At 52.7% G+C, this 23080-nt stretch carries 23 protein-coding genes and 1 pseudogene; 11 read left to right on the top strand and 13 right to left on the bottom strand.

Annotated elements, in window-relative coordinates; genetic code table 11:
- Both IE092_RS18910 and IE092_RS17955 read right to left on the bottom strand, forming a co-directional pair.
- Positions 1-209 (bottom strand): hypothetical protein (locus IE092_RS18910; RefSeq protein WP_229793254.1); only part of this gene is annotated, 209 nt, incomplete at its 3' end.
- Between the two features lie 86 nt (positions 210-295).
- Positions 296-445: pseudogene (locus IE092_RS17955) on the bottom strand (acyloxyacyl hydrolase); the annotation flags it as partial.
- A 165-nt stretch (positions 446-610) separates the two neighbouring features.
- Between IE092_RS17955 and IE092_RS17950 the strand changes: the two are divergent.
- Positions 611-2836 (top strand): CHASE domain-containing protein, encoded by a 2226-nt coding sequence (locus tag IE092_RS17950; protein WP_189358962.1) that lies wholly within the window; start codon positions 611-613, stop codon positions 2834-2836.
- A gap of 221 nt (positions 2837-3057) precedes the next feature.
- Here IE092_RS17950 and IE092_RS17945 read toward each other — a convergent pair whose 3' ends face one another.
- The 5 genes from IE092_RS17945 to IE092_RS17920 form a co-directional block, all read right to left on the bottom strand.
- Positions 3058-4548: a vanadium-dependent haloperoxidase gene (locus tag IE092_RS17945; protein ID WP_189358960.1), complete on the bottom strand. Its 1491-nt coding sequence runs from the start codon at positions 4546-4548 to the stop codon at positions 3058-3060.
- A gap of 451 nt (positions 4549-4999) precedes the next feature.
- Complete coding sequence (locus IE092_RS17935) at positions 5000-7822, bottom strand: ATP-binding protein (protein WP_189358956.1); 2823 nt, start codon at positions 7820-7822, stop codon at positions 5000-5002.
- A gap of 39 nt (positions 7823-7861) precedes the next feature.
- Positions 7862-8557, bottom strand: a complete 696-nt coding sequence (locus tag IE092_RS17930) for a hypothetical protein (protein WP_189358954.1) — start codon at positions 8555-8557, stop codon at positions 7862-7864.
- A complete protein-coding gene (locus tag IE092_RS17925) occupies positions 8554-9882 on the bottom strand; it encodes a hypothetical protein (RefSeq protein ID WP_189358952.1) in 1329 nt (442 codons plus the stop codon). Before IE092_RS17925 ends, IE092_RS17930 begins: the two co-directional genes overlap by 4 nt.
- 162 nt (positions 9883-10044) lie before the next feature.
- Positions 10045-10377 (bottom strand): hypothetical protein, encoded by a 333-nt coding sequence (locus IE092_RS17920; protein ID WP_189358950.1) that lies wholly within the window; start codon positions 10375-10377, stop codon positions 10045-10047.
- Positions 10378-10560: 183 nt separating this feature from the next.
- Between IE092_RS17920 and msrA the strand changes: the two genes are divergently transcribed.
- Together msrA and IE092_RS17910 are read left to right on the top strand one after the other, a co-directional pair.
- Positions 10561-11094 carry a peptide-methionine (S)-S-oxide reductase MsrA gene (msrA, locus tag IE092_RS17915; protein WP_189358948.1) on the top strand — a complete coding sequence of 178 codons (534 nt, stop codon included), beginning with the start codon at positions 10561-10563 and terminating at the stop codon, positions 11092-11094.
- Positions 11095-11209: 115 nt separating this feature from the next.
- Positions 11210-11722 carry a lysozyme gene (locus IE092_RS17910; protein WP_189358946.1) on the top strand — a complete coding sequence of 171 codons (513 nt, stop codon included), beginning with the start codon at positions 11210-11212 and terminating at the stop codon, positions 11720-11722.
- 50 nt (positions 11723-11772) lie between these two features.
- Here IE092_RS17910 and IE092_RS17905 read toward each other — a convergent pair whose 3' ends face one another.
- Together IE092_RS17905 and IE092_RS17900 are read right to left on the bottom strand one after the other, a co-directional pair.
- The gene (locus IE092_RS17905) at positions 11773-12225 is read right to left on the bottom strand and encodes a hypothetical protein (protein ID WP_308427156.1); all 453 of its coding nucleotides are present in this window, start codon (positions 12223-12225) and stop codon (positions 11773-11775) included.
- Complete coding sequence (locus IE092_RS17900) at positions 12179-13417, bottom strand: MGDG synthase family glycosyltransferase (protein WP_189358942.1); 1239 nt, start codon at positions 13415-13417, stop codon at positions 12179-12181. Before IE092_RS17900 ends, IE092_RS17905 begins: the two co-directional genes overlap by 47 nt.
- Positions 13418-14067: 650 nt before the next feature.
- Here IE092_RS17900 and IE092_RS17895 point away from each other — a divergent pair.
- The 6 genes from IE092_RS17895 to IE092_RS17870 all read left to right on the top strand — a co-directional run bounded on the left by IE092_RS17895 (position 14068) and on the right by IE092_RS17870 (position 17722).
- Complete coding sequence (locus IE092_RS17895; RefSeq protein WP_229793253.1) at positions 14068-14346, top strand: hypothetical protein; 279 nt, start codon at positions 14068-14070, stop codon at positions 14344-14346.
- 357 nt (positions 14347-14703) lie between these two features.
- Positions 14704-15147, top strand: a complete 444-nt coding sequence (locus IE092_RS17890; protein WP_189358938.1) for a hypothetical protein — start codon at positions 14704-14706, stop codon at positions 15145-15147.
- A 97-nt stretch (positions 15148-15244) separates the two neighbouring features.
- Entirely contained in the window at positions 15245-15724 is a 480-nt protein-coding gene (locus IE092_RS17885; RefSeq protein ID WP_189358936.1) for a hypothetical protein, read from the top strand.
- A 258-nt stretch (positions 15725-15982) separates the two neighbouring features.
- Entirely contained in the window at positions 15983-16096 is a 114-nt protein-coding gene (locus tag IE092_RS18975; protein WP_268249287.1) for a hypothetical protein, read from the top strand.
- Between the two features lie 195 nt (positions 16097-16291).
- Complete coding sequence (locus tag IE092_RS17875; RefSeq protein ID WP_189358934.1) at positions 16292-16912, top strand: DUF4145 domain-containing protein; 621 nt, start codon at positions 16292-16294, stop codon at positions 16910-16912.
- Positions 16913-17338: 426 nt separating this feature from the next.
- Positions 17339-17722 (top strand): hypothetical protein, encoded by a 384-nt coding sequence (locus IE092_RS17870; protein ID WP_189358932.1) that lies wholly within the window; start codon positions 17339-17341, stop codon positions 17720-17722.
- 286 nt (positions 17723-18008) lie between these two features.
- On the opposite strand, the gene pdxH is transcribed toward IE092_RS17870, so the two are convergent.
- Positions 18009-18644, bottom strand: coding sequence for a pyridoxamine 5'-phosphate oxidase (gene pdxH / locus IE092_RS17865; protein WP_189358930.1), 636 nt, complete (start codon positions 18642-18644; stop codon positions 18009-18011).
- 31 nt (positions 18645-18675) lie between these two features.
- Positions 18676-19215, bottom strand: coding sequence for a hemerythrin domain-containing protein (locus tag IE092_RS17860; protein ID WP_189358928.1), 540 nt, complete (start codon positions 19213-19215; stop codon positions 18676-18678).
- Positions 19216-19376: 161 nt separating this feature from the next.
- On the opposite strand from IE092_RS17860, the gene IE092_RS17855 reads away from it, so the two are divergent.
- Positions 19377-20171, top strand: coding sequence for a tRNA threonylcarbamoyladenosine dehydratase (locus IE092_RS17855; protein ID WP_189358926.1), 795 nt, complete (start codon positions 19377-19379; stop codon positions 20169-20171).
- Positions 20172-20199: 28 nt separating this feature from the next.
- Complete coding sequence (locus IE092_RS17850; RefSeq protein ID WP_189358924.1) at positions 20200-20688, top strand: chemotaxis protein CheW; 489 nt, start codon at positions 20200-20202, stop codon at positions 20686-20688.
- Between the two features lie 134 nt (positions 20689-20822).
- On the opposite strand, the gene IE092_RS17840 is transcribed toward IE092_RS17850, so the two are convergent.
- Together IE092_RS17840 and IE092_RS17835 are read right to left on the bottom strand one after the other, a co-directional pair.
- Positions 20823-21578, bottom strand: a complete 756-nt coding sequence (locus IE092_RS17840; RefSeq protein ID WP_189358923.1) for an energy transducer TonB — start codon at positions 21576-21578, stop codon at positions 20823-20825.
- Between the two features lie 372 nt (positions 21579-21950).
- Positions 21951-22991 carry a GMP reductase gene (locus IE092_RS17835; RefSeq protein ID WP_189358921.1) on the bottom strand — a complete coding sequence of 347 codons (1041 nt, stop codon included), beginning with the start codon at positions 22989-22991 and terminating at the stop codon, positions 21951-21953.
- Positions 22992-23080 lie beyond the last annotated feature (89 nt).

The following is a 23080-nucleotide window of genomic DNA, read 5'->3' as shown; positions in this document are numbered from 1 at the left end:
GTCATCGTCAGGCTCCCCATAAGAAACCCCCGCTCTCGAATGAGGCGGGGGTTTTGCTTTGTGCGCGCCAAAAGTGCGAAAGCGGAAAAAGAACAAGAACTAAGCGAAAAGCACAAACAACACAAACCCGGAAAGACAAAAAGAAACCCGGCTCCCGCCGGGTTTGTGCTTTGCAGATCAGAAAACAGGCCAAATGCGGTGTTCAGCATAGCAGCTCCCCGCTCCACGGCAGAAAGTCCGGCTCTCCGGAATACATCAATGCGGATTGCCGCACAGGCAGCGCTCCGCCAACACCTCAGAACGGGTACGCCACCCGCACAACAGCAACATTTGCACCCGGATTCGGCCGCTTGATCGCGCCGTTCGAAAAATGCTGCACCTTCAGACCAAGGTCCAGCCCGTTGTTGAACACATAGCCGACGCCGAGGTGATCGCCAAATTGATATGTTCAGTCTCATTGTTGCTGGCAAACAAATTAAGTTTCTCGGCTTAACAGATGTTTGGTGGTATTCAATTGCAATATTCTCTTGCCTACGCTAGTGTTTTTCCTGAATACCTTGTGCTTTTTTTGATGTGTGTTTCCACATAATCCGTTGAAAGTGGGGGGGACGTGAATTCGAAATTCTGGCATGCAAACGTTGGCCTCTTTCCGGCAATTATGGTTTTTCTGGTTAGCATGGGTGTGACATTATTTTCCTGGCAACAAGTTAAGAAAAGGGAAATACTCTACCAGGAAGCTCGTTTTCAACTGACAGCCAAAGACATCGTTGACAACATTGAGAAGCGCTTAACACAACATGAGCAAATTCTGCTGGGAAGTGCCGGCTTATTTGATGCCAGCCCGACAGTTGATCGAAACGCCTGGAAAGCCTACGTAGACCGGCTGCAGTTGGCTAAGAATTATCCCGGAATTCTCGGGGTCGGATTCAGTTTACTACTTAAACCCGATGAATTAGCTAGGCATGAACAAGCTATTCGTGCAGAAGGCTTTCCTCAATACCATGTAAAGCCGGTAGGCAAGCGAGATTTATATACCTCTATTATATTTTTGGAGCCATTTGAGGGCAGGAATCTTGCTGCATTCGGATTTGACATGGCGAGTGAACGGACCCGGGCTCTGGCAATGTGGCAAGCTGCGGAAAACGGCATAACCACAATCAGCGGTAAGGTGACGCTGGTTCAGGAAAATAAGGGCAAGGTGCAGGCGGGCTTTCTCATGTATGTGCCAGTCTACCGCAAACAAAGTAAGCCTCAGAATGTTGCTGAGCGCCGTGCTGCGCTATATGGCTTTGCTTATAGCCCCTATCGGGTTGATGATTTGATGGAAGGTATTTTAGGACGGGGGGCGACAGGTGTAGAGTTTCAGATTTTTGACGGAACTGAGCTGTCACCTGAGAACCGGCTTTATGACACCACCATTGCTGCTGGCACGACCGTCGGGCAGCAGCACTTACGCTTTCGTACAGTCAGGCAACTACATGTTTTCGGAAGGCAATGGACTGTTGTTCTGAGTGAGCGATACGGTGCTCCTCAGGATGCAGATATTGAAGCAGTAAATAATCTTTTGTTGACAGAAAAGCAGTTGCCTCAGGTTGTATTAGCTTTGGGTACGAGCATCAGCTTTCTGATTCTTTTTCTGATGTACTTTATATCCAGGCAAAGGGATGCAGCGGTTCGATTGGCGGAAGAAATGACGTCAGAAATTCGTGAGAGCCACGAAACTTTGCGACGCAGTGAAGAACGTTTTGATTTCGCAGTGCGGGGAACCAATGATGGCATCTGGGACTGGAATATCGTCGAAAACAGTTTTTATTATTCGCCGCGCGTATTTGAATTACTCGGGCTGAGTGAAAATGACTTGCCTCAGGGACTGGATTCGCTGCAGGCACTGGCACATCCGGACGACAAAGCCATTTTGCAGCAGCAACTGTCCAATCATCTGCAGAATCATGCCACCTTCGATGCACGTTTTCGATTGCAAGTGCAGGGTAAAGACGGTACAGAATGGCGCTGGTTTAATGCCCGGGGAATGGCAATACGTTCTGAGCAAGGTGTGGCGGTTCGGATGGCAGGAGCGCTGACAGACATTACGGAGCGCTACAAAGCTGAGCAAATGAAATCGGAATTTGTTTCGATTGTCAGCCACGAGTTACGCACGCCGCTGACTTCCATTAGTGGCAGTTTACGATTAGCTTGTGGTGGTGTACTGGGAGATTTACCGCCAAAGGCAAAAAATTTGCTGGAAACAGCTTACAAGAACAGCCTCAGGCTCGGGGCATTAATTGATGATTTGCTGGATATGGAAAAACTGTCCGCCGGAAAAATGCAGATGCATTTTGAAGTGACGGAGGTGTTGAGTGCTGTGGAACTGGCGGTGGAAACTAATCGCAGTTACGCAGAACAATGGGGGGTCGGGTTTGATATTCAGGCGCAACTGGAGCATGCGTTTGTGCGTACAGACCCTGCTCGCTTTCAGCAAATACTGGCGAATTTTCTTTCAAATGCAGCCAAATATTCACCGAAATCATGCAATGTTGATGTGACTGTCGCGCGAATTGGCAGCATGATACGTATTTCAGTACGCGATTATGGTCCCGGGATTCCGATGGAATTCAGAGAACGGCTCTTTCAAAAGTTTTCTCAGGCGGACTCTTCTGACACACGGGAAAAAGGTGGTACCGGACTTGGGCTGGCAATTACCAAAGACTTGGTTGAAGGTATGGGCGGAAAACTGGGGTTTGAATCGGAAGTCGGAAAGGGAAGCTGCTTTTATGTTGAGTTACCTGAAATAACGGTTACTGCACAGAACCAACCAACATTAACAGAGCAAAGCTGAACTCTGAATCTTTTGTATGTGCACCAGACGCTGCAAGCAGAGATCATGCGCGTATTTCTGATCTGCCCCACACTTACGTTGTAGGGCGATTTCAGCTATTTGCCGCAAACCCTGCTTACTACGGTCAAACACATCTCAGTATGGATATAGTGAGGTTTGACCGTGTAAAGAATGGATGCATGAGCGCAAAGTTGCCTGCTGCGTCAGGCAACTTTGCGTGATTATGCCGTGCCTTCCCAGTAACGACGTGCTTTGGCAAATGCCTGAGCGCCGGTTTTTTTACCGATATCTTTACCGGCATTATTACCATCCGCGAAGTGAATGCCGCCGTACAGGCGCGACATGCCGGCTTCTTCCATGGCTTCGGTAAAGGTTGCCCAGCTCAGGGTGACCGGTGCTGTCGGCAAACTGCTGTCTGCAATCAGGGAACGCGCCGGTATCGTTGCGCTGTGACCGAATGCATCGCTGCCAGTGAAGCTGCGCAGGACTTCGGCTCCGGCCGCGGAGAACGCACTGTGACCGGAGGTGTATTCCGCGAATGGCGGTGTCGGGAAGGTATCGCGCTGGAACGGACGCCAGCCGGAACCGGAAATATCGACCAGACCCGCTGGCGGGCCGCCGGCACCGTAACCTTTGATGGTCTGGCTGTTGAATAAATAACGGATTGCGCTGATCGGACGCACGTAGTCATAGAAGCGTTTGCATTCCCACGTGGCGATACCCGCATCAAACACCGCATTGGTCAAAGCAAAGAACAGGCGCACGTCTTTGTCGTTGTCATGCTTGTCGCGCTCAGAAATGACTTGTGCAAACAGATTCCAGTGACCCGGCGGCAGTTCAGAGTTCGGGCCATCTGCCCAGTATTCGGCGATGCACTTTTGTTTTTCCGTCAGATTGATCAGCATGTCGACGATTTGTTGCGCCTGTGCAGTGAATGCAGGAGTATTCAGCGCTGCCGGTGGCCCCGGACGGAACTGGCTGGATGAAGTCATCGCAAACGGTACGACATGACGCCAGTGCGGTGCGATAAAGCCGGGAGTGCGGGTGACACCGGCGCCATCGGTAAATGTCAGCGGCTGCCAGTGATCCGGTGCGGGAAAGCTGCTCATCGGTGTGGTGCCGGTGAACACTGTTGAAGGATTCATCGGTGCGTAGCCCGTGTAATCCGCGTAGGGTGTACCGGAGGCAGTCAGACTGCCATCCTGATTCGAGCCATCGCCGCGACGGAAATCAATTACCGCCTGTGCCGCCAGATTGCCGATGCCTTCCGGCTGTGCCGGATCAAAAGATGCCGAAACGCTGAATCCGAGCTGGCTCATGGCTTTATCGAAAATCGCTTTCTGCGCAGGAAACTGGTTCAGACATGCTGCATACGCCGCCTGACTCATGGCTTTGACTTTATTCGCAGCAGTACGTTCTGCCTCCGGACGGCGCAGTGCGCCACGCAGGCGCGTGCCGACCGCAACGGCATCATAAGCAGCCCAGGCATCATAAATAGCGGTATGGATAACCGCGAGTGAGCGCGCGACCATCGGTGGCCCCGGTTTCGCATCACGTACGGCAGCCAGTGCCGCGGTATTCCATAACACCACCACTTTCGGTTGCGGTGCTTCCGCAACGCTGCTAGTGTTGTTATCGCTGCCACCGCAACCGGGCAGGGCGGCGGCGGTACCACTGATGGCGCTGATGCGCAGGAAGTCGCGTCTTTTCATATTGTTCTCTCTGGTTGTTTATTGTTCGCTGCGAAGATTAAAAAATAACGCACAGCTCAATTAATGCCAATATCAAAGTTATAAATTACTTAAATATTATGTTGGCAGGAAGGGATAAAGTGATGAACAGGACGATGATTGACGTGATGGCATCTGTTTGCAGGAAAAGAACGTGTTTGCGGAAAGTGTGGCGGTAAGCCAGATCAGCCACTGAAAACATGTCAAATGCGGTATTCAGCACAGCAACTCGCCGCTCCACGGCAGAAAGTCCGGCTCTCCAGAATGCATCGATGCGGATAGCTGCACAGTGAGGCACGGCAATCATCCGCAGTGTTGTGTGTAAACGATCCGGAAAGCCGGAAAAGAAAACGGGTTCTGCTGTTCAGGCAGAACCCGTTAGTGCAGCAGAATCACCAGCCCCGCTGAAAGCTAAGATCCGTGGCCGGCGCTATCAGCGTGCATCGCGGCCACGGGTTTTACGCTGCAGCACGAAGATAGGCTGCGCCCACGGCATTTCTTTTTTCTTTTTGCTGGTGATCAGCGTCAGTTCAGACGGATCATACACATCGGTGTTGTGCGTCAGCGGTGTGGTCATCAGATACTGCGCATCGGTGTTTTTCAGGAATTCGCCGACCAGCTGAATATTGCGGATATCCAGATGGGCAAACGGTTCATCGATAAATACGAAGCCGCCACTGCCGTCTTCGGATTTTAATAAACCGATTAACAAAATCAGCGACTTCATCACCTGTTGTCCGCCGGAAGCTTCGCCGTCGTTCATACCAATCGGGCCTTTGCCGTCGAATTTGAAGCGTACATGCAGGCCGGCCTGATTCAGCTGGATATCATCGTTTTCCAGTTTTACCGGATCGGTATGCACTTCGATGCCAGCCAGTTCACCCAGTTCACGGATGTTTTTGCTGTAAGCCTTGATGGTGAAACGCAGACGTTCGATATAAGCAGCGCGGGCGTTGATGGTGGCTTCAATCGCGCGGTTATTCTGATAGCGGCGCTCTTCGGTTTCAGAGACGCGGGTTTGCAGCAAATGCTGCAGGCGGCTGTACTGGCTGACCACGGTTGCATCGGTTTCCCAGTCTTCACGCGCCAGCTGATTGCCGAGATTACGCAAACGCAGCTCGGTCTGATGCGCGTTTTCATGTTCCGCGATCAGCGCTTCGCGATGCGCGCGGCGACGCCAGCCAACCGGCAAATGTTTCCATTCTGCACGCAGATTGCATAAGTGTTCCGCATGGCTGCGGCGTTCTTCGGAATAGCGTTTTTCTGCCTGTGATTTTTGCGCTTCGGTTTCTGCCAGAGCGGCTTTGGCCTGTTCCCATTTCAGATGCGTGACCGAGCGCTGTTCTGTCGCGGATTTCAGCAGCGGCGCAATTTCACCGAGACGTGTTCCGGTTTCGGTACGCTGCATGCGCAGTGGCGCAACCTGCTGTACGGCCTCGTCAAATTCAGCCTGACGAGCCATCAGTTCCTTGGTGGCATCGACACCGGCCAGACGGCTGCGGATATCGCTGATCTCGCTGGCCAGACGCGAGATTTGCAGTGTCAGCTGATCTTCCTGTGCCTGCAGACGCGGCAGACTGCGCTGCAGCGCTTCCATACGTTGCGAACGGCCCGCATTACCGAAGCGGTAACGCGAAACTTCCACAAACAGGGAGCGTCCGCCGCGACGTTCGAAATGATAGGCTTCCGGCGTGATCCATTCGCGCTGACGCGAAAACGCCAGACCTTCTTCAATCGAATCGACACGGGTAATGCGCTGCAGCTGATCAATCAGCCATTCCGGCGCGAGCGCGGTGAAATTCACTACCGACAATAAACTGTTATCTTTGACCAGTGGTGCACTGACGCGGTCTGCCACGATGAAGTGGTTGTAGCGCTGTTTTTCACCGATTTTATACGCACGCTGTGCATCGCTGGCTTTGTCCAGCAGGATCACCGAGGTATAGCTGCGCAGCACGCCTTCAATTGCCGCCTGCCATGCAGGATCTGTTACTTCGACGATATCGGTCAGCATGCAGTGCGCGATGTCTTCGTCACGCAGCGCTTTGCGCATCTGACGCACATTGTCCGGGTCCGGCAAACCGGTTTTGCCCTGTAATGCAGAAATGGTGGACTGGTCAGCCGCGATGCGCTGGCTGAGCTGATCGCGTTCGGATTTCAGGCGGGTGAATTCGCTCTCTTTCTGCGTTAAACCCTGCGCCAGATCGGCAACCTGTTCATCGGCTTCTGCTGCCAGTTTTTCCAGACGCTGCTTTTGTTCCAGCAAACTTTCCAGCGGCTTCAGTTTGCTGTTGATTCTGCCCAGTTGTTCGCGCAGTGTGTTTTCTTCCTGTTCCAGCGCTGCTTCAGACTGGCGCGATTCGGTCAGGGTTTGCGCCAGCTTCGCAATGTGCTGACGCTGGCTGCTCAGGGTTTCATTCTGGCTGCCCAGATGGCGGCGCGATGCGCGCAGGCTGGCAGAAATGCCACCGGCTTTTTCACGTGCTTCATGGTACTGCAGGGTCGGTAATACCGATTCCTGCAAATCGCGTTTTTCTTTGTTCAGACTTTCATACTGATGGAAATTGGCGACACGCAGACGCAAGCCTTCCAGACTGGTTTTTGCGCCATCCAGTTCGGTTTCAAAACGCTGTAATTCAATTTCCGTATCGTGCTGATGGCGCTTCGCATCGTCGTAGGCATCCAGCACTTCTTTATCACCGAATACCTGAAACACCAGATCCAGCAACTGACGCGGCGAGTATTCGCACAGCTTGTCGGTTTCGCCCTGTTCCAGTGCCAGCACCTTGCCCATCGCATTCGATAAACCTGCATGCGCCAGACGTTTGCGGTAACTTTCCACACCCAGCCAGTCACTGGCTTCAGTGACTTCTTCGATGTCCACCACGCCGCCGCGCATCAGATACTGACGTTTCCAATCGCCGCCGTTTTTTTCGATTTTGCAGATCAGCGTGACCTCATCGTCATACAGACCGGACATGCGGAACGGACGATTGGAAATCTGCGGGCCGACCGCTTTGTTATCAACCACGGCGCGTATCCACGACGATTGCTGGCCGGAGTGACGCGCATAATGTTTATACGAACGGCCCATCGAGCATTCCAGCCCGAACAGCGTGCGCAATGCATCCAGCAGTGTGGTTTTGCCGGAACCGTTCTGGCCGGCAATGGTAATGATTTTCGCATTCAGCGGAATATTTTTGATGCGCTGCCAGTAATCCCAGTGCACCAGTTCCAGCGATTGAAGATGAAACATAATTCTGTCTTATTAACGTTGAGACGGCGGGATGCCTGATCAGGAGGCGTCGTCAGCGGACGGTTCCGCGACATCATCCTGCGTGCTTTGCAGTTCAGCAGCAAGGCGGCTGACCGGCAGCGGGAAAATATCCGATAAGGCGCCGTTGATAATGCGGTCGCGCAGGGTATCGGTATCCATCAGCAAATCCAGCAGCGGGCCTTCCAGCAACTGATCGCCCTTGCGTTCGATAAATCCCAGACGTGCCAGCAAACCCAGATTCATATCCAGACGGGTTTTTTTGCCGAGTTTTTCACCGAAATCCGCCAGCAGCGCACGGTAAGAAATACCGACCGAGGTTTCTTCGGCGCGCAGCATCGGTTTTTCTTTGCCGAACATATCGGTCTGGTCTTCCGCTGCAGCCTGATGCGCTTCCTGACGGGCGCGTTTCGGCAGAATAATCAGCGACCACAACACCACCAGCAAGGCCACGCCGTCACGCGCCAGACCGAAATTATTGTTTTGCCAGGTTTCGCGCGTACCGAATACACGCGGTTCGCAATCGCGGGTAAATGCCAGCGTCACGTGATCGGCATACACATTGTCCACAAAGCGCATGCCGCAGGCTTTCAGGCGCGCATCCAGATCGGTACGGAAAATTTCGTCAGACAAGGCGCGTTTCACCAGCTTATCGTCACGGCGCAAGGTCTGATGCGCCAGTAATCTGGCGATCAGGATTTGTACTTCTTCAGTCATGATGTGGAATCAGAATTCGGTGTGGTTTCGGATGGCAGGCGGGCGATGGTTGCAACGGACATTGAGGCAATGTCCTGCGCCTGTACCTTTTTCATTTTGTCGTGAATCTGCCATTGCAGCGGCAGGCGTGCCAGCGTACCGGTTGCGCCCTGTAAGGCAGATTCATTCGGATCGCCGATCAGCGGCAGCATGGAAGCGCGGTAAGACGCCACCGCAAAATTCACCGGTGTCAGCAAGTCTGCCACCAGTTGCGGTTGTTCATTCTGGCTCAGTCCCTGCAGCATGCCCAGCCAGTGATCCAGTTCATGCAGCGCATCGGAATCATCACCGGCCAGCGCGACCGCATTTTCACCGGCAGGCAGCGCGCCGGATACCGCAGACACGCGGTGACTCAGCAATTCGCTTTCTGCCACGTCGATCATTTCAGACGGCGTGATAAACAGCGGTGTGACCGGATGCGATAAAGCATCGTCAGCCAGCGAAGCCAGATCATCTTTTTGCAGCAGCCAGGTTTTGATATCGGTGGTGGACAAGCCGGATTGTCCCAGATGCACGCGCTGACGTTCAATCTGGTTCAGTGCGCGCGAGAACATGCCCTGCATATTCAGCAAATGACTCTGCGCACGGCCAATTGCTTGCGCCGCTTTGTGGGTGGCGGCATCCGCACGTTCATCATGCGTAATCGCATGGATGATTTGCGAACCTTTTTCCACCCAGTCACAGGCGCTGTGCCACTTTTGCTGTGCGCTGCGCAACTGGAATTCCGAACCGGATGCAATTGCATCCGAAAACTCTTCAGTCAGTTCCAGCAAACGGCCCAGCAAGTGATGCAATTGTTCGACCGACACGCCGCCGACGGCCTGCGCACCGGCGACCTGCGTCAGTACAAAGCTCATCTCAGCCGCATCGGCATTTTCATCGGTGCCGAGCAGGGATTCGGTGGCAGCCAGTACGTTGCGCGCATTCGGCGTAATCCGGTACACAGACTGGCTGTTATCCCAGCTGATCAGACCGGTTGAACGCAAACGGGTCAGCACAGTTTCCAGTGCATCCGGGTCCAGATAACCGAGACGCGCATTGATATCGGCACGGCTGAACGCCGTGGTCGCGGTATCGGATGCCAGCTCGCGCAATACCAGCAGGCGCAACAGCACGCCGTTAAATCCGCCGTGAAAAATCGCCGTGAACGCCTGCAAAACGGGTTGCGCCCGTTTCAGGGAATACACAGCGGAAATATCGTCGGGGGAAATACCGGTCTTAAAAAAAGTCTGCAGAGCGAAATCATCAGCGCTCTGGGTATGAACATCGTCGGAAAAATTCTGCATACCGCATTTTAACCGTTCACCCAGTGCTTGAGTACAGGGCGGCGGCAGGCGGTGGCGGTGTACAGACAGGTCAGTGGCAGATGCCAGCCGCAAGCGGGGATACCAGCGGCTGGCCGGAGAGAGAACTTGTTACAAAGCTATTTTTATGCGCGTTTATCAGCATCAGTGCAGATACCGGGCCGGATAACGGGTATCCAGTATGCGCTGATGGATTTCATGGCGTTGCTCCGCATCGGCACGTAATAAGCGCTCCACTGCCTTGCGCGGTACGCGGTAGTAACGGCGGCGGTTGTTTTTATAATCCAGCGCCCGCCAGCCCTGTGCCGTCAGAAAATCCCACTGTTCATAGTCAATCGCCAGAAACAATTGCATTTTCAGGTTGTCCCTGACAATAGAAGTCCCGAAAGCCGGCTTCGGCCCTGCGGGCGGCAGCGCACGCGGCTGACGAATTCGGAACAGCGTGCGCAGCAAGTCTTTGAATTTGCTGGTTTGCATGAGAACCTGATCAATGCTGGAAAAGGCGCGTATTGTAAAAGCAAGACCGTGCAGAAATTGCAAGGCTTTGTAAGCGTTGGTAAGAAACGTGGCAGACTGTCAGGAAATAGCATCCCGCGCAGACTAAGTCAGACGGGTTTGTCGTAAAAAGGAAATGAAAAGATCAACAGGAAAGGACAGGCAATGCCTTCATTACAAACAGCAACTTTAGGCGGTGGATGTTTCTGGTGCCTTGACGCCGTGTTTCGCAAAATACGCGGTGTGGTACAGGTGGAGTCCGGTTATTGCGGCGGGCGGACGTCGGATCCGACCTATGAGCAGATTTGTAGCGGTCAGACCGGGCATGCGGAAGTGGTGCGGGTGGTGTTTGATGCAGACGAGATTTCGTTTGCGGAATTGCTGCAAATCTTTTTTGCGATTCATGATCCGACTACCTTAAACCGGCAGGGTAATGACATTGGTACGCAGTACCGGTCTGTGATCTTTTACCATGATGAACAGCAGCGTCAGCAGGCGGAAGCGGCGATTGAGGCGGCGGGTGCGCTGTGGGATGCGCCGGTGGTGACGGAGCTGGCGGCACTGGCGCCTTACTATCCGGCGGAAGACTATCATCAGGATTACTTCACTCAGCATCCGGGGCAGGGGTATTGCGCGTTTGTGGTCGCACCGAAGGTGGTGAAAGCGCGACAACTGTTTGCTGCGCGCTGGCAGAACTGAGCTGGTTCAGTCTGTAGTTGATTGCATTTTGCTATCATGCTGTATGCCGTTATCGCGGGGATAACGGCAGAAACCGGTAGCGCCGCACAGCGGCCGCTCTGCGAAAGGAACAGCGATGGCATTACGTGCAGTCAATCAGGCGACAATCGATCTGATCAAGCAGTATGAAGGGCTGGGAGACGGAAAACCGCAAACCAGCGCGATTGATCCGTACATGGATCCGGTTGGCATCTGGACCATAGGCTGGGGCCACGCCATTGTGTATCAGGGCCGCATGCTGCGTGGTACGGCGGATCAGGCGACTGTGAATCAGTTGTATCCCGGTGGCATTACCGAAGCGCAGGCAGAAGCCTTGTTATCCGGTGATCTGATGAATACCGGCCGCGATGTGTCAGCAGCCGTGACCGTGCCGCTGAATGACAATGAATTCGGCGCGCTGACCAGCTTTACCTTTAATCTGGGAATCGGCAATCTGAAATCTTCCACATTGCTGAAAAAACTGAACGCCGGAGACCGCGCCGGTGCGGCAGATGAATTCGGTAAATGGGTGAATGCCGGTGGGAAACCTTTACCGGGACTGGTCAAGCGCCGTGCGGCAGAAAAGGCTTTATTTCTGACGCCGGTATAAATGCAGATGTATATCAATTAATTTAATTGATAAGTGATAGCGTAAATAAGTCAGGCAGGCGGTGTATATGTATCCAGAATGCGCCGCTGGCTGTACCACAGCAAACCCAGCATCACCAGCGTGCCACCCCAGTATTCCACCGGCAAACCCCAGAGCCAGTGTTTATGCCAGTGCGCCACTGCCGGATTCAGTGCCTGCCAGCCGAAGCCCGGATTCATCACAAACCACATCGCATCTTCAATAATCCAGAACTGAATAATCGCTGCGATCACACCGGCTTCGTCGCGCCATGTCGGGCGCTCTAAATGCAGCAGTGGCCAGTGAAAAAATAAGGCAATCCACGGAAATACCCATGCGTGATAACCTGTCATCGCGCGGCCACCCCAGAACACATCCAGCAGCCAGTGATTTTCGATACGCCAGGTCGGTAGGCTTGCGCCCCAGCCTGCGCTGCCTTCAATCTGAATTTCGACCTGTGCAAAGCCTATGGCCAGCAGGCTCACAAAGATCAGACGGCATATTAACGGCAGCAGGCGTTGCAGACTCATACGGTACTTTCTGGTCAGCATGCGATAACACCAGATGCAGCACTTGTAATGCCGCCGCCGGACGCCCGAGCGCTCTGGCTTTATCGCACATACGTTTCATTAAATCGGGGTGATCAAGCAGGGTTTGCAGCCGGTACAGCAGACTCGGAAAATCCCATGCATGCAGCGCCACGCCTTGCTCCAGCAGGTAATTGGCATTGCGCTCTTCCTGCCCCGGAATCGGATCATGCACAATCATCGGCACGCCCATCGCCAGACATTCGCTGCTGGTTAATCCGCCCGGTTTGCTGATCACGATATCGGCGCAAGCCATGTAATGTTCCACCTGCGAGGTAAAACTGACTGCCAGCAGGCGTTGCGGATAGCGTGTCTGCAGCGCCTGACATTGCTGCAGCAGCACCGCGTTTTTTCCGGTTAGTACGATCAGCTGAATATCGCTGCGCTGTTGCAGTAACTGCTCTGCCAGCGTCGCCGCATTCCCCAGCCCCGCACCGCCGCTCATCAGCAACAGCGTCGGCCGTTCTTCCTGCAGCGGCAGGCTGGCGAAGCTGTGTGCCCGTGTCGGCGGATGCACAAAACCGGGCATCACCGGAATGCCGGTCACATGAATGCGCTGCGCCGGTACGCCATGCATACGCAGACGGAAAGCGATTTCTTCATTCGGCGCAAAATAGCCAGCCACACCCGGCTGTATCCACATTCTGTGCAAATCAAAATCGGTAATCTGTATCCAGACCGGACAAGGCAGGCGGCGCTGATGTTTCAGGCGGCTCAGAATTTCTGCCGGTAAAAAATGTGTACAGATCACGGCATCGGCACCGTACTCCCGCACCGCTTTCAGCAGCGGCCGCGCATTCAGCCTTTCCAGCGCACGGCGCAAACGCTCGGTTTTACTGTCCTGCTGCGCATCATGGCTGAACTGATACAGATAACCCCACAGCCCCGGCGCTTTACTGATCAGCTTCAGATACAAATCGGTGTACAGCTTACGAAACGCCGCGCTGACAAACTGCATCGCATCCAGATGACGTATCTCCGCCTGCGGAAAATGCCGCGCCGCATGCGCCGCAATAGCCTCCGCCGCCCGCTGATGACCGGCACCGGCAGACACACTCAGAATCAACACACGGAAAGGCGCAGGCTGCATACACACGTCAAGCTGTTTCAGACCGCACCAGACTAAACAGCAAATATGTCAGCCTGATGTCATCGGCCTGCAATGCAGCAGTCATTACGACACGCATTCCGGCCTGCGCTCACAAAACGCCGGAGAACATCGCTTTTGGAGCCGAAAATGCCTCAAATGCGGAGTTCAGCACAGCAACCCGGCGGTTGTCGGCAGAAAGTCCGGACCTCAGAAAACCTGAAATGACGATATTTGCATAGTGTTAGTGTCGAAACTCAGAGCAGTCAGAGCTGAAACAAATAAGAATCTGTACGTCTGTGTTTGCAGAATGTTGAAAACTCAACGCCGCAAGCTATTATAATCACCAGCGAAACACTGCGATTGATAAAGCATCGCGCACATTGCGCGTGGTTCAACCGGTGTTGTTCAACTACTCGCCATTGCGTATCGGCGACAGCAAGTTAAAAAACAGATTTGGCCAAACCAAAGGCCACAAAAATATTCACAGTGGACTCCTTACGTTGAAAACTGATCCTTATCCTCAATGTGAATCAGCGCGCTTAATACCGCGCAAAAAAGCGGGGGAGTCCGTCCCATCATTGCAGCGGTTTGCCTACGGCTCCCGCTGAACGCACACGTCGGGCGTCATGAAACTAGCGCAGATCGTAGCCATGTTGGAATCGAGCGATGAGTCGCTGTGTATCGTTGCCAAACGACCTTGGTCTAGCGATTCAGAAGCGAAACTTGTAGCCTTCACCGAAGAATTTCGGATTTCCGAGGAGGTTTTAGCAAATGGCTACAAATACTTTTTGGAGGTTTCTGTCGCGGTGGATGATGTGCTCACTGGGCCAGTAGCGTTGTCAGCTGAACAAAGAGTAGCGGCTGTCATCTACTACGCCGAAAACGATGCGTATCCAGAGTGGCTAAATGAACTGTGGAGCGGGCAGTGACGCCCAACCCTTCATTGCAGCGTAGCGCCAGCTGCGCTGACTTCAAACGTTAGGCAGTGTTCTGATTTGCTGAGTTTTACGTCCGTCAGTAAAACTACCGACTACAATTTTTCGCGATGACTTAGTACATAACATCGAAAAACTGGCGCATTGTGGTTACGAGGCGAGACGATAAGAATAAGTCGCCTTGAAGACGCATTAAGCCGCGAAACGAAGCATAAAAATCTTGCCATTTAAACCAATTGCGCGGCACACTCCCTACATGAAATTTCATTCCCATTCATTTACTGAAAACTTCCAATTCTTGCTGGATTTGTTGCTGGCGAATGGGGTTTTTATACTGCTTCGTTAAATCGTATGAAGAAAATAGGAATCATTCTTGTATTGGCACTTTTGGGCTTTGCAACACACCTTTATTACGTGTTTCGCCCAATTGAGGGTGTTGACGTGAGTGAAGTGGCGTTATCTCTGGAAAGTCCTACTGAAAAGTATGGATACCATAAACATTTAAGACTTTTACTCGGTGATCAAGATCCCGATGCATTGGAATACTTAGTTAATGTTCAGGTTGATGGAGAAGGAGCCTTCGAACATGGTAGAACGCTGGTTCAAGTACTTATCAAGTTGGGGGATCCCATTTTTGGCGGAATGATTTCCAAACTGAACAAGAACGAGAAAGATACTCTACTAATTTTACTAATGGCGGGGCATGAATATGGAGGCTTCTCAGCAACACCAAATTGGGAACAATTTAACCGCCAGTTTCCTTTAACCTTTAGGGCATTAAGTGGAAAGGTATAACTGGACAATCGGTCAGACTGGCTATGATATGAATCAGTCTGTTTTTGATTCGTGGGCGGCCATCCGCTCATTTTTGCGTTATGTTTTATAAGAAAATATGGCCGCTTGGCAATTCATAATCGTTTTAGTACCTCGAGACTGGGCTGTGGAAGCTGATTTCGATCCATCGTGCCTGTATGAATCGGATGGATACGAAACTGAGATTACATGGAAGAACCGCCAACCGACGACAAACTTTAAAGATCTATTGTCCACGATTCTTCCTCCGTCAGAAACTTGGAGCGATACATTACTGTGTTGGGGAAATGAAAAGGAAAATGATATCCAAGTAGGCTATGAAAATAATTCAGTTAAAGATATCCAAATTCGTTTAGCGTTACACACACAATTTATGCCGTTAATTGGTAAGTTGATTGAAGTCGCCAATGAACTAAATTGTGTTTTGTTTTTTCCTGAATTACGTTTGATTTCGAATGCGACTGAAAGGCAGTTAATGGAGTCAATACAAATGTCGTGTGCGGCACGATTTGTTACTGATCCGAGAAAATGCTTAGATGATCTCAAAAATGAAACATAACAAAACATTCGGGTTCGCTCCACTTCGTTCCGCCGGACGCACACGCACGTGCCGCTCAATTTTGCGCTGAGGCTGTATAAAAAGTCCAAACAAATCCAAAAACAGGTAAACGAATTAAGCCGGTAAGCGTTCCTTCATTAATCACCTGATTCGGAGATGCAGATGGCACGTATCGATAGCCCCGAAGGCCGACGGCGCTACAGTGAGTGCATGTGCACAGTCGAGCCCGTGTTTGGAAATCTGCGCTAAAACAAAGGGCTGGCCCGATTCACTTTACACAGCCAAATCAAAGTTAACACGCAGTGGAATTTATTCTGCTTAGTCCATAACATCGAAAAACTGGCGCATTGTGGTTACGGGGCGAGACGATAAGAATAAGTCGTCTTGACGATGCATTAAGCCGCGAAACGAAGCATAAAAATCTTGCCATTTGAGCCAATTGCGCGGCACACTTCCTACATGAAATTTCATTCCCATTTATTTACTGAAAACTTCCGATGCTTGCTGGCTTTGTTGCGGGTGGATGGGGTTTTTATACAGCTTCGTTAGGCATCAAATAGAGGAATCATGAGCAAGTACTATCCGCCACAAGACCAAGTGAAGCAGTTCAACTGCATCCATTGCGGAGTCTTCGCAAAACAGCACTGGGGCATCCTTACCTTTGGCTATCACAGCACCACGAAATCGCCAGTCACATACTGCCAGTGCGAGCACTGTCGTGAATTGAGCTATTGGCACCAATCCCGAATGATCATTCCAGCAGAGGCTCCAGTTGCGCCCCCACATCCGGACACGCCAGCATCAATTGTTGATGAGTACCAGGAAGCCAGGAGTATATTTGCCAGGTCGCCGAGGGCAGCCGTTGCACTTCTGAGGTTGGCTATACAGAAGCTGATGCCAGAGCTTGGCGAAAAGGGAGAAAACATCAATACAGACATTAAATCCCTTGTCGCCAAAGGTTTACCTGTCCAGGTTCAACAGGCCTTCGATTTCTGTCGAGTTGTTGGAAATAATGCAGTTCACCCAGGAGAGATCAACCTGAATGACACTCCTGAAATGGGGCAGCATCTTTTCAACATGATTAACTTCATTGTTGAAGACCGAATCACACGCCCGAAGCAAATTGCGGAGCTATATGCACAACTTCCAGAACCCGCAAGAGCCGCGGTTGAACGGCGTGACGCCTAACTGGGCGGTCAAGCGGACGCCAACACTGGCCATGGCTTCGCCATTTTCATGGCCAGTGTTGGTACCCTCCGCCCTTCCGGGCTCCGGCGCCGCTTACCTTGGGCGTTGAGGCTGTATAAAAAGTCCAAACAAGTCCAAAAACAGGTAAACGAATTAAGCCGGTAAACGTTCCATCTTTAGTCACCCAATTCGGAGATGCAGATGGCACGTTACAAACACATCGATCGTAATCCTAGATTCATTCTTGCTGGCCTACAGTCGCGGCATGGTTTCCAGTCGCGCCATCGAAAGAGCTTGCCATTTAAACCAATTGCGCGGCACACTCGCTGCATGAAATGTCCATTCAATTTATTTGCTGAAAACTTCCGATACTTGCAGGCTTTGTTGCTTGTGGATGGAGTTTTTATACAGCTTCGTTAGGCCGCTATGAACGCCACCGTTGTTGTTTCTCGCGTAGAACCCTATTCGCCCGACGATGAGTGTGCCAGTGTTACCCTGCGCAGCAATCTTGGTGAAATTACCGCTTTCTGCTGGGGGCTGGAGTTGAAGGAAGGTGACACCATCGAAAATCGCCTTTCGGCGCTTGATGCGGAGGTACGTGCGGCATATCTACAGGATTGGCCCGAGGAAGAAAAAGAAGAAAAATCGAAAGAAAGGTTAGAACAAATTGGTCCATATGCCTATCGTGGGGTTGGCCGGGTTATAGATCCAAATTCAGGTTTAATTGAAGTTCTGGGCTTCAAAATTGAACTTGGCGATGTTCCATGCGATGGTGCGGTAGAGTTTGAATGCACGCGAGTTGATGTATGAACCCGCAGCCTAACCCTTCCTATAATGACTCCCCCAAAGTACAAAAAAATCATCAACAGTTCAGCGCGTGGCGATGCCTGCAGTCGACTATTCCTCCTCAGGTGTGGAATCTATAGCGTTCCGCGCCGACATGGAATTTGCTTGATCATTGCAACACTGGTGACAAGCCGCGGGCGTGAAGCTGCCGGAGTCTCAGTTTCGGTGTCTTTGACGTTCATTTGTCAGTGAAAAAACAAAAAGCCATGCATCACAGCATGGCTTTTTTGTTTTAGCGGCGGCGCGGCGCTTAAGGTTGCAGGCGCTGGATGGACCAGCTGCCGTCGGCTTGTTTTTCGTAGACGATGCGGTCGTGCAGGCGGGACGGGCGGCCTTGCCAGAATTCGATGCGTTCCGGAATCAGGCGGTAGCCGCCCCAGTGGGCCGGACGCGGTGGCTGGTCGCCGAATTTGGCGACGACGTCTACCAGTTGTTGTTCCAGTGCTTCGCGGTTGGCGATAGGCTGGCTCTGGCGTGAGGCGTGAGCACCTTGCTGACTGCCGACCGGACGGCTGAAAAAGTAAGTATCGTTTTCAGCGTCGCTGAGTTTTTCAACACGGCCTTCGATGCGCACCTGACGTTCCAGCGGGATCCAGAAAAACAACAGCGAGGCAAACGGGTTGCTGGCCAGATCCTGGCCTTTGGCGCTGTCGTAATTGGTGAACCAGCTGAAGCCGCGCTGATCATAATCTTTGATCAACACGATGCGGCCGCTCGGTTTGCCTTCGGCGCTGACGGTGGACAGGGTCATGGCATTGACTTCCGGTACACCGGCGGTCAGCGCCTGATCAAACCAGCGGGCGAACTGGGCAAACGGATCGGCGGCAACATCGGTTTCCGTCAGTTGATCGCGTTGGTAATCGGTGCGGATATCAGCTATAGACATACTTTTCCTTTAAAAACAGATTGAATTCGGTTCAGGTGGCGGGCACGATGCCGCGACGTTCCTGCATCGAGGCGCCGAGTTCGCGCATTTGCTGTTCGCTCAGCACGCGTATCGCCAGTGGTGCGATCTGGCCTTCTTCCAGCGCCATGTGTTCACGGTACAGCGCGCTGAAGTCTTCGACATCGGCAGCGGATAAATCGTAGCCGGAGCCGTCTTCCAGCGCTTCTAACTGGGAGCGCAGGGTTTGCCACAGGCGTTCCATTTCTTTGTGGTGCCGCAGAATGGTGGCGGTGGTTTGTTCCAGCTGGCGCGCATCATCGCCCTGTGCGGTGGCGCGCAGTGCCGGCAGCAGATCGACTTCTTCATCCTGATGATGCAGCGGCGCTGCTTTGTCGAAATACTTGAGTACGGCTTTGGCGGCCGATTGTACGCTTTCATCCACCCCGCGGTCCGGCAGATAGTTGACCAGTTTATCCAGCGTGGTCAGTTGTTTGCGGATACGTTCATGGCAGTGACGGATCACAGCAATCGGTTCATCGAAAGCGGGGGCGGTATCGTACAAATTTGGCATGGTAACTCCTTGCACAGAAGCAGATTCTCATTATGAAGCAGTACTTCGCAGCGCGCTTGCGACACATCAATGCCGCTCCGGCGATGCTTGCGGAACAACCCGGCAAATAATGCAGGGTGAGTTCCAGTAAAATGTAGTCTGAATTTTCCCTGACTTCAATTATGCAACAAGATTCAGAAATCGACTTTGACCGCCGTTTTGGCGGAATTGCAAGACTGTACGGCGCCGATGCACTGGCACGTTTCCGTCAGGCGCATGTGGTGGTAGTGGGTGTGGGCGGTGTCGGCTCGTGGGTGGTGGAAGGGCTGGCGCGCAGCGCGATTGGCAAAATCACCATGATCGATCTGGATATGGTCGCGGAATCGAATATCAACCGTCAGATTCAGGCAACATCGGATACCATCGGCAAGGCCAAAGTCACGGCGCTGGCTGAACGTATTGCGCTGATTAACCCGTTTTGCGAGGTGCGTGAAGTCGAAGACTTTATCCTGCCGGACAATATGCCGGAAATGCTGGGCGATGCACCGATTGATTACATCATCGACGCGATGGATCACGTCAAGGCCAAAACCGCACTGATTGCGTATTGCCGCGAAAAAGGTATTCCGCTGATCACGATAGGCGCAGCGGGCGGGCAGACTGATCCGGGTAAAATCGAGATTCGTGATTTGTCGCGCACCGAGCAGGAGCCATTGCTGGCGCTGGTACGCAAACGCCTGCGTCAGAATTTCGGTTTTCCGCGCGGTACCAAAAATAAATTCGGCATCGATGCAGTGTTTTCGATGGAAGTGCTGACCATGCCGGAAACCGCAGAAGCCTGTGAAACCGGTGCTGCCAGCGCAGAAGGCATTACCGGTCTGAACTGCGCAGGTTTTGGTTCGGCGGTGGTGGTGACGGCTTCATTCGGGCTGCGTGCAGTGGCCCATGTATTGCGCAAACTGGCCGGTCTGGCCTGATAAATGTGTTTTTTGAAACGGAAACAGTATGAATGATCAGCAACAAGCATCAGACGGCATCGTCGCCGAACGCGAATTTCTGGCGTTTCGCCTGGGTAAAGAAGAATACGGTGTGCCGATTCTGCTGACGCAGGAAGTGCGCAGCGTGGAACCGGTGACCGTGATTGCAAATGCACCGGCGCACATGAAAGGTGTGCTGAATCTGCGCGGCGTGATTGTGCCGGTGATGGACATGCGGGTTTGCTTTAACACCGGCCCGGACACTGTCGATGCAGAAACCGTGGTGATCATTCTGCAATTGCACGGCCGCGTGATTGGTATGGTGGTGGATGCGGTATCGGATGTGATTCGTCTGCCGGATTCGGCGATTCGTCCGGCACCGGAAGTCGGCACGGCATTTTCTTCGGACGTGATTGACGGTATCGGTCAGATGGATGAGGGCCGCATGATTATCCTGATCGACATTATCAAGGTCATGCGTTTGCCGGAAGTGGGCTTGCTGAAACCGGAAGCCTGATCGTTGTGTAAGCGCCAGGCGCCAAGCAAAACAGCCGCAATTGCGGCTGTTTTTGTTTCTGTTGCACTGAACCGGAACGATACGGAAGCGTTGCGGTAACTGTTACCGGATCAGCAAGCGTTCCCGCTGTTGTATCAGTTATCGTATTTGAAATTAAATTCGGTCACGATAGTCTGACCTTTCGCAATTGGTGCATATTTCCATTGCGATGCGGCGGCGATGACTTCTTTGTCAAACACTTTGGTCGGGCGTGCTTTCAGGATTTCCACTTGTGAAACGCGGCCGTCCGGTTCGATATGCAAACGCGCACTGACGGCACCTTCGGTAATGCCGGCACGCGCTGCAGCAGTCGGATATTTCGGTGCCGGATTGCTGACCAGTTTCAGCACATTGCTTTTCTCCGGTTCCGCTGCGGCAGGTTTCGGAGCGGGGGCTGCGGCAGCAACCTGAACGGGTGCCGGCGCAGCCTGTACCGGCGCAGGTGCTGCGGCTTGCGGAGCCGGTGTCACCGGCGTTACGGTTTCACGGATGGCAGGTTTGGCCGGTGCCGGTGCGGCTTTGGCTTCCTGCGCTTTTTTGGCTTCCAGTGCGGCTTTTTCCGCTTTCTCTTTCGCTTCTTTCGCAGCGCGTTCTTCGGCGGCGATCTGTTGCGGGGTTTTGGTGCCGGCTTGATCCATCCATTGCGTCACATCGGCAACGTGGCCGTGTTTGACCGGATTTTTGACCAGACCGGTAGGGTGGTCAGGATTGGCCGGTGCAGAGGCAGTTTCTTCTGGTGCTGCCTGTGGTTGCGGGTCTTTGGAACAAGCTGTCAGCAAGCATGCTGCCAGTACACTCGTAATCGCCAGCGAAGGAATGCCCTTGCGGCTGTATTCTCCTGCCTTCTTCATATCTCTCCATTTACGAAATGCGGGTTATCCTGGCTTGCCGGATGTGTATCTTGTCTGCCTGAAAACGGAAGATTCTTGTTGCCAGTGTTGTTATTTCTCTGTGCTTTATTCCCTTGCGTCCGGTCTGCAGACTGCGCGCAGCCGGGTGCTGAAAAATATCGTGCCACGGAAAAAAACAGGGTGCAACAGTTCTTTCATCATGGGCAGGGAATACGGAAATTTGTTTAGCACATTATGTGCCAGTTGTTGTTTTCGGCTCAGTTTGTGCGGGAAAACAGCCTTTGGCTGAGATTGTGCAGAAAAAAACGGGCTGACCATGTGGTCAGCCCGTAAGCAGGGAGCCGCATTGCGGCCAACTACACGAAAAACAGATCAGGATTTGCCGAGCGACTCATTCAGTTGCTGCGTCACACGTACAAAAGTGGTGCGTTTGGTCAGTTCTTTGAGTTTGTGTGCACCAACATAGGTACAGGCTGAGCGCACACCGCCCAGAATATCCTGCACAGTTTGTTCTACCGGACCACGATACGGAACCAGCACTTCCTTACCCTCGGAAGCGCGGTATTTGGCAACGCCGCCCGCATATTTATCCATCGCGGCTTTGCTGCTCATGCCGTAGAAACGTTTGTATTGCTGACCGTCACGTTCGACCAGATCACCGGCGCATTCGTCATGGCCTGCCAGCATGCCTCCCAGCATAATGAAGTCGGCGCCGCCGCCGAAGGCTTTCGCCAGATCACCCGGTACCACGCAGCCGCCATCGGCACAAATCTGACCACCGAGGCCGTGTGCTGCGTCCGCGCATTCGATGATGGCAGACAGTTGCGGATAACCGACGCCGGTCATTTTGCGGGTGGTACAGACCGAGCCGGGACCAATGCCGACTTTCACGATATCCGCGCCGGCCAGAATTAATTCTTCGGTGATGTCGCCGGTGACCACGTTACCGGCCATGATGGTCAGTTGCGGATAAGTCTGACGGACTTTCTTGACGAATTCGATAAAGGTTTCGGTATAACCGTTGGCGACGTCGATACACACGTATTCAATCGCGGAACCGGCTTGCTTCATCACGGTGGTGAATTTTTCGTAATCTGCCGGTGTAATGCCCATCGAGTAAAACACTGCCGATTTGTTTTGCAGGCCGGTGAAAAACTTAACCAGTGTTTCCACATCATAATGTTTATGCAGAGCGACGGATAAGCCGTGCGGTTCCAGCGCGTTTGCCATTTCCAGCGTGCCGGTGGTATCCATGTTGGCGGCAATCACCGGTACACCACGGTAATGACGGTGCGAATGACGGAAAACAAATTCACGTTCCAGTTCGACTTGTGCGCGGGAGGTCAGGGTAGAACGTTTCGGGCGGATCAGGACGTCTTTAAAGTCCAGCTTCAGGGATTCTTCGATGTGCATAACGACTCCAGTATGCGTAGGGCAGACGCGAAAATAGACGGTCGGGGCGCGTGTATGCCTCAGACCGTTGGGCCGTAGTTCAGTATAGT

The sequence above is a fragment of the Cognatundibacterium squillarum genome (genome assembly GCF_014652435.1).
In the GTDB taxonomy this organism is placed as follows: Bacteria; Pseudomonadota; Gammaproteobacteria; order Burkholderiales; family Burkholderiaceae_D; genus Undibacterium; species Undibacterium squillarum.
The sequence above is the reverse complement of the archived record's forward strand: the minus strand, read 5'-3'. Positions and strand labels throughout refer to the sequence as shown.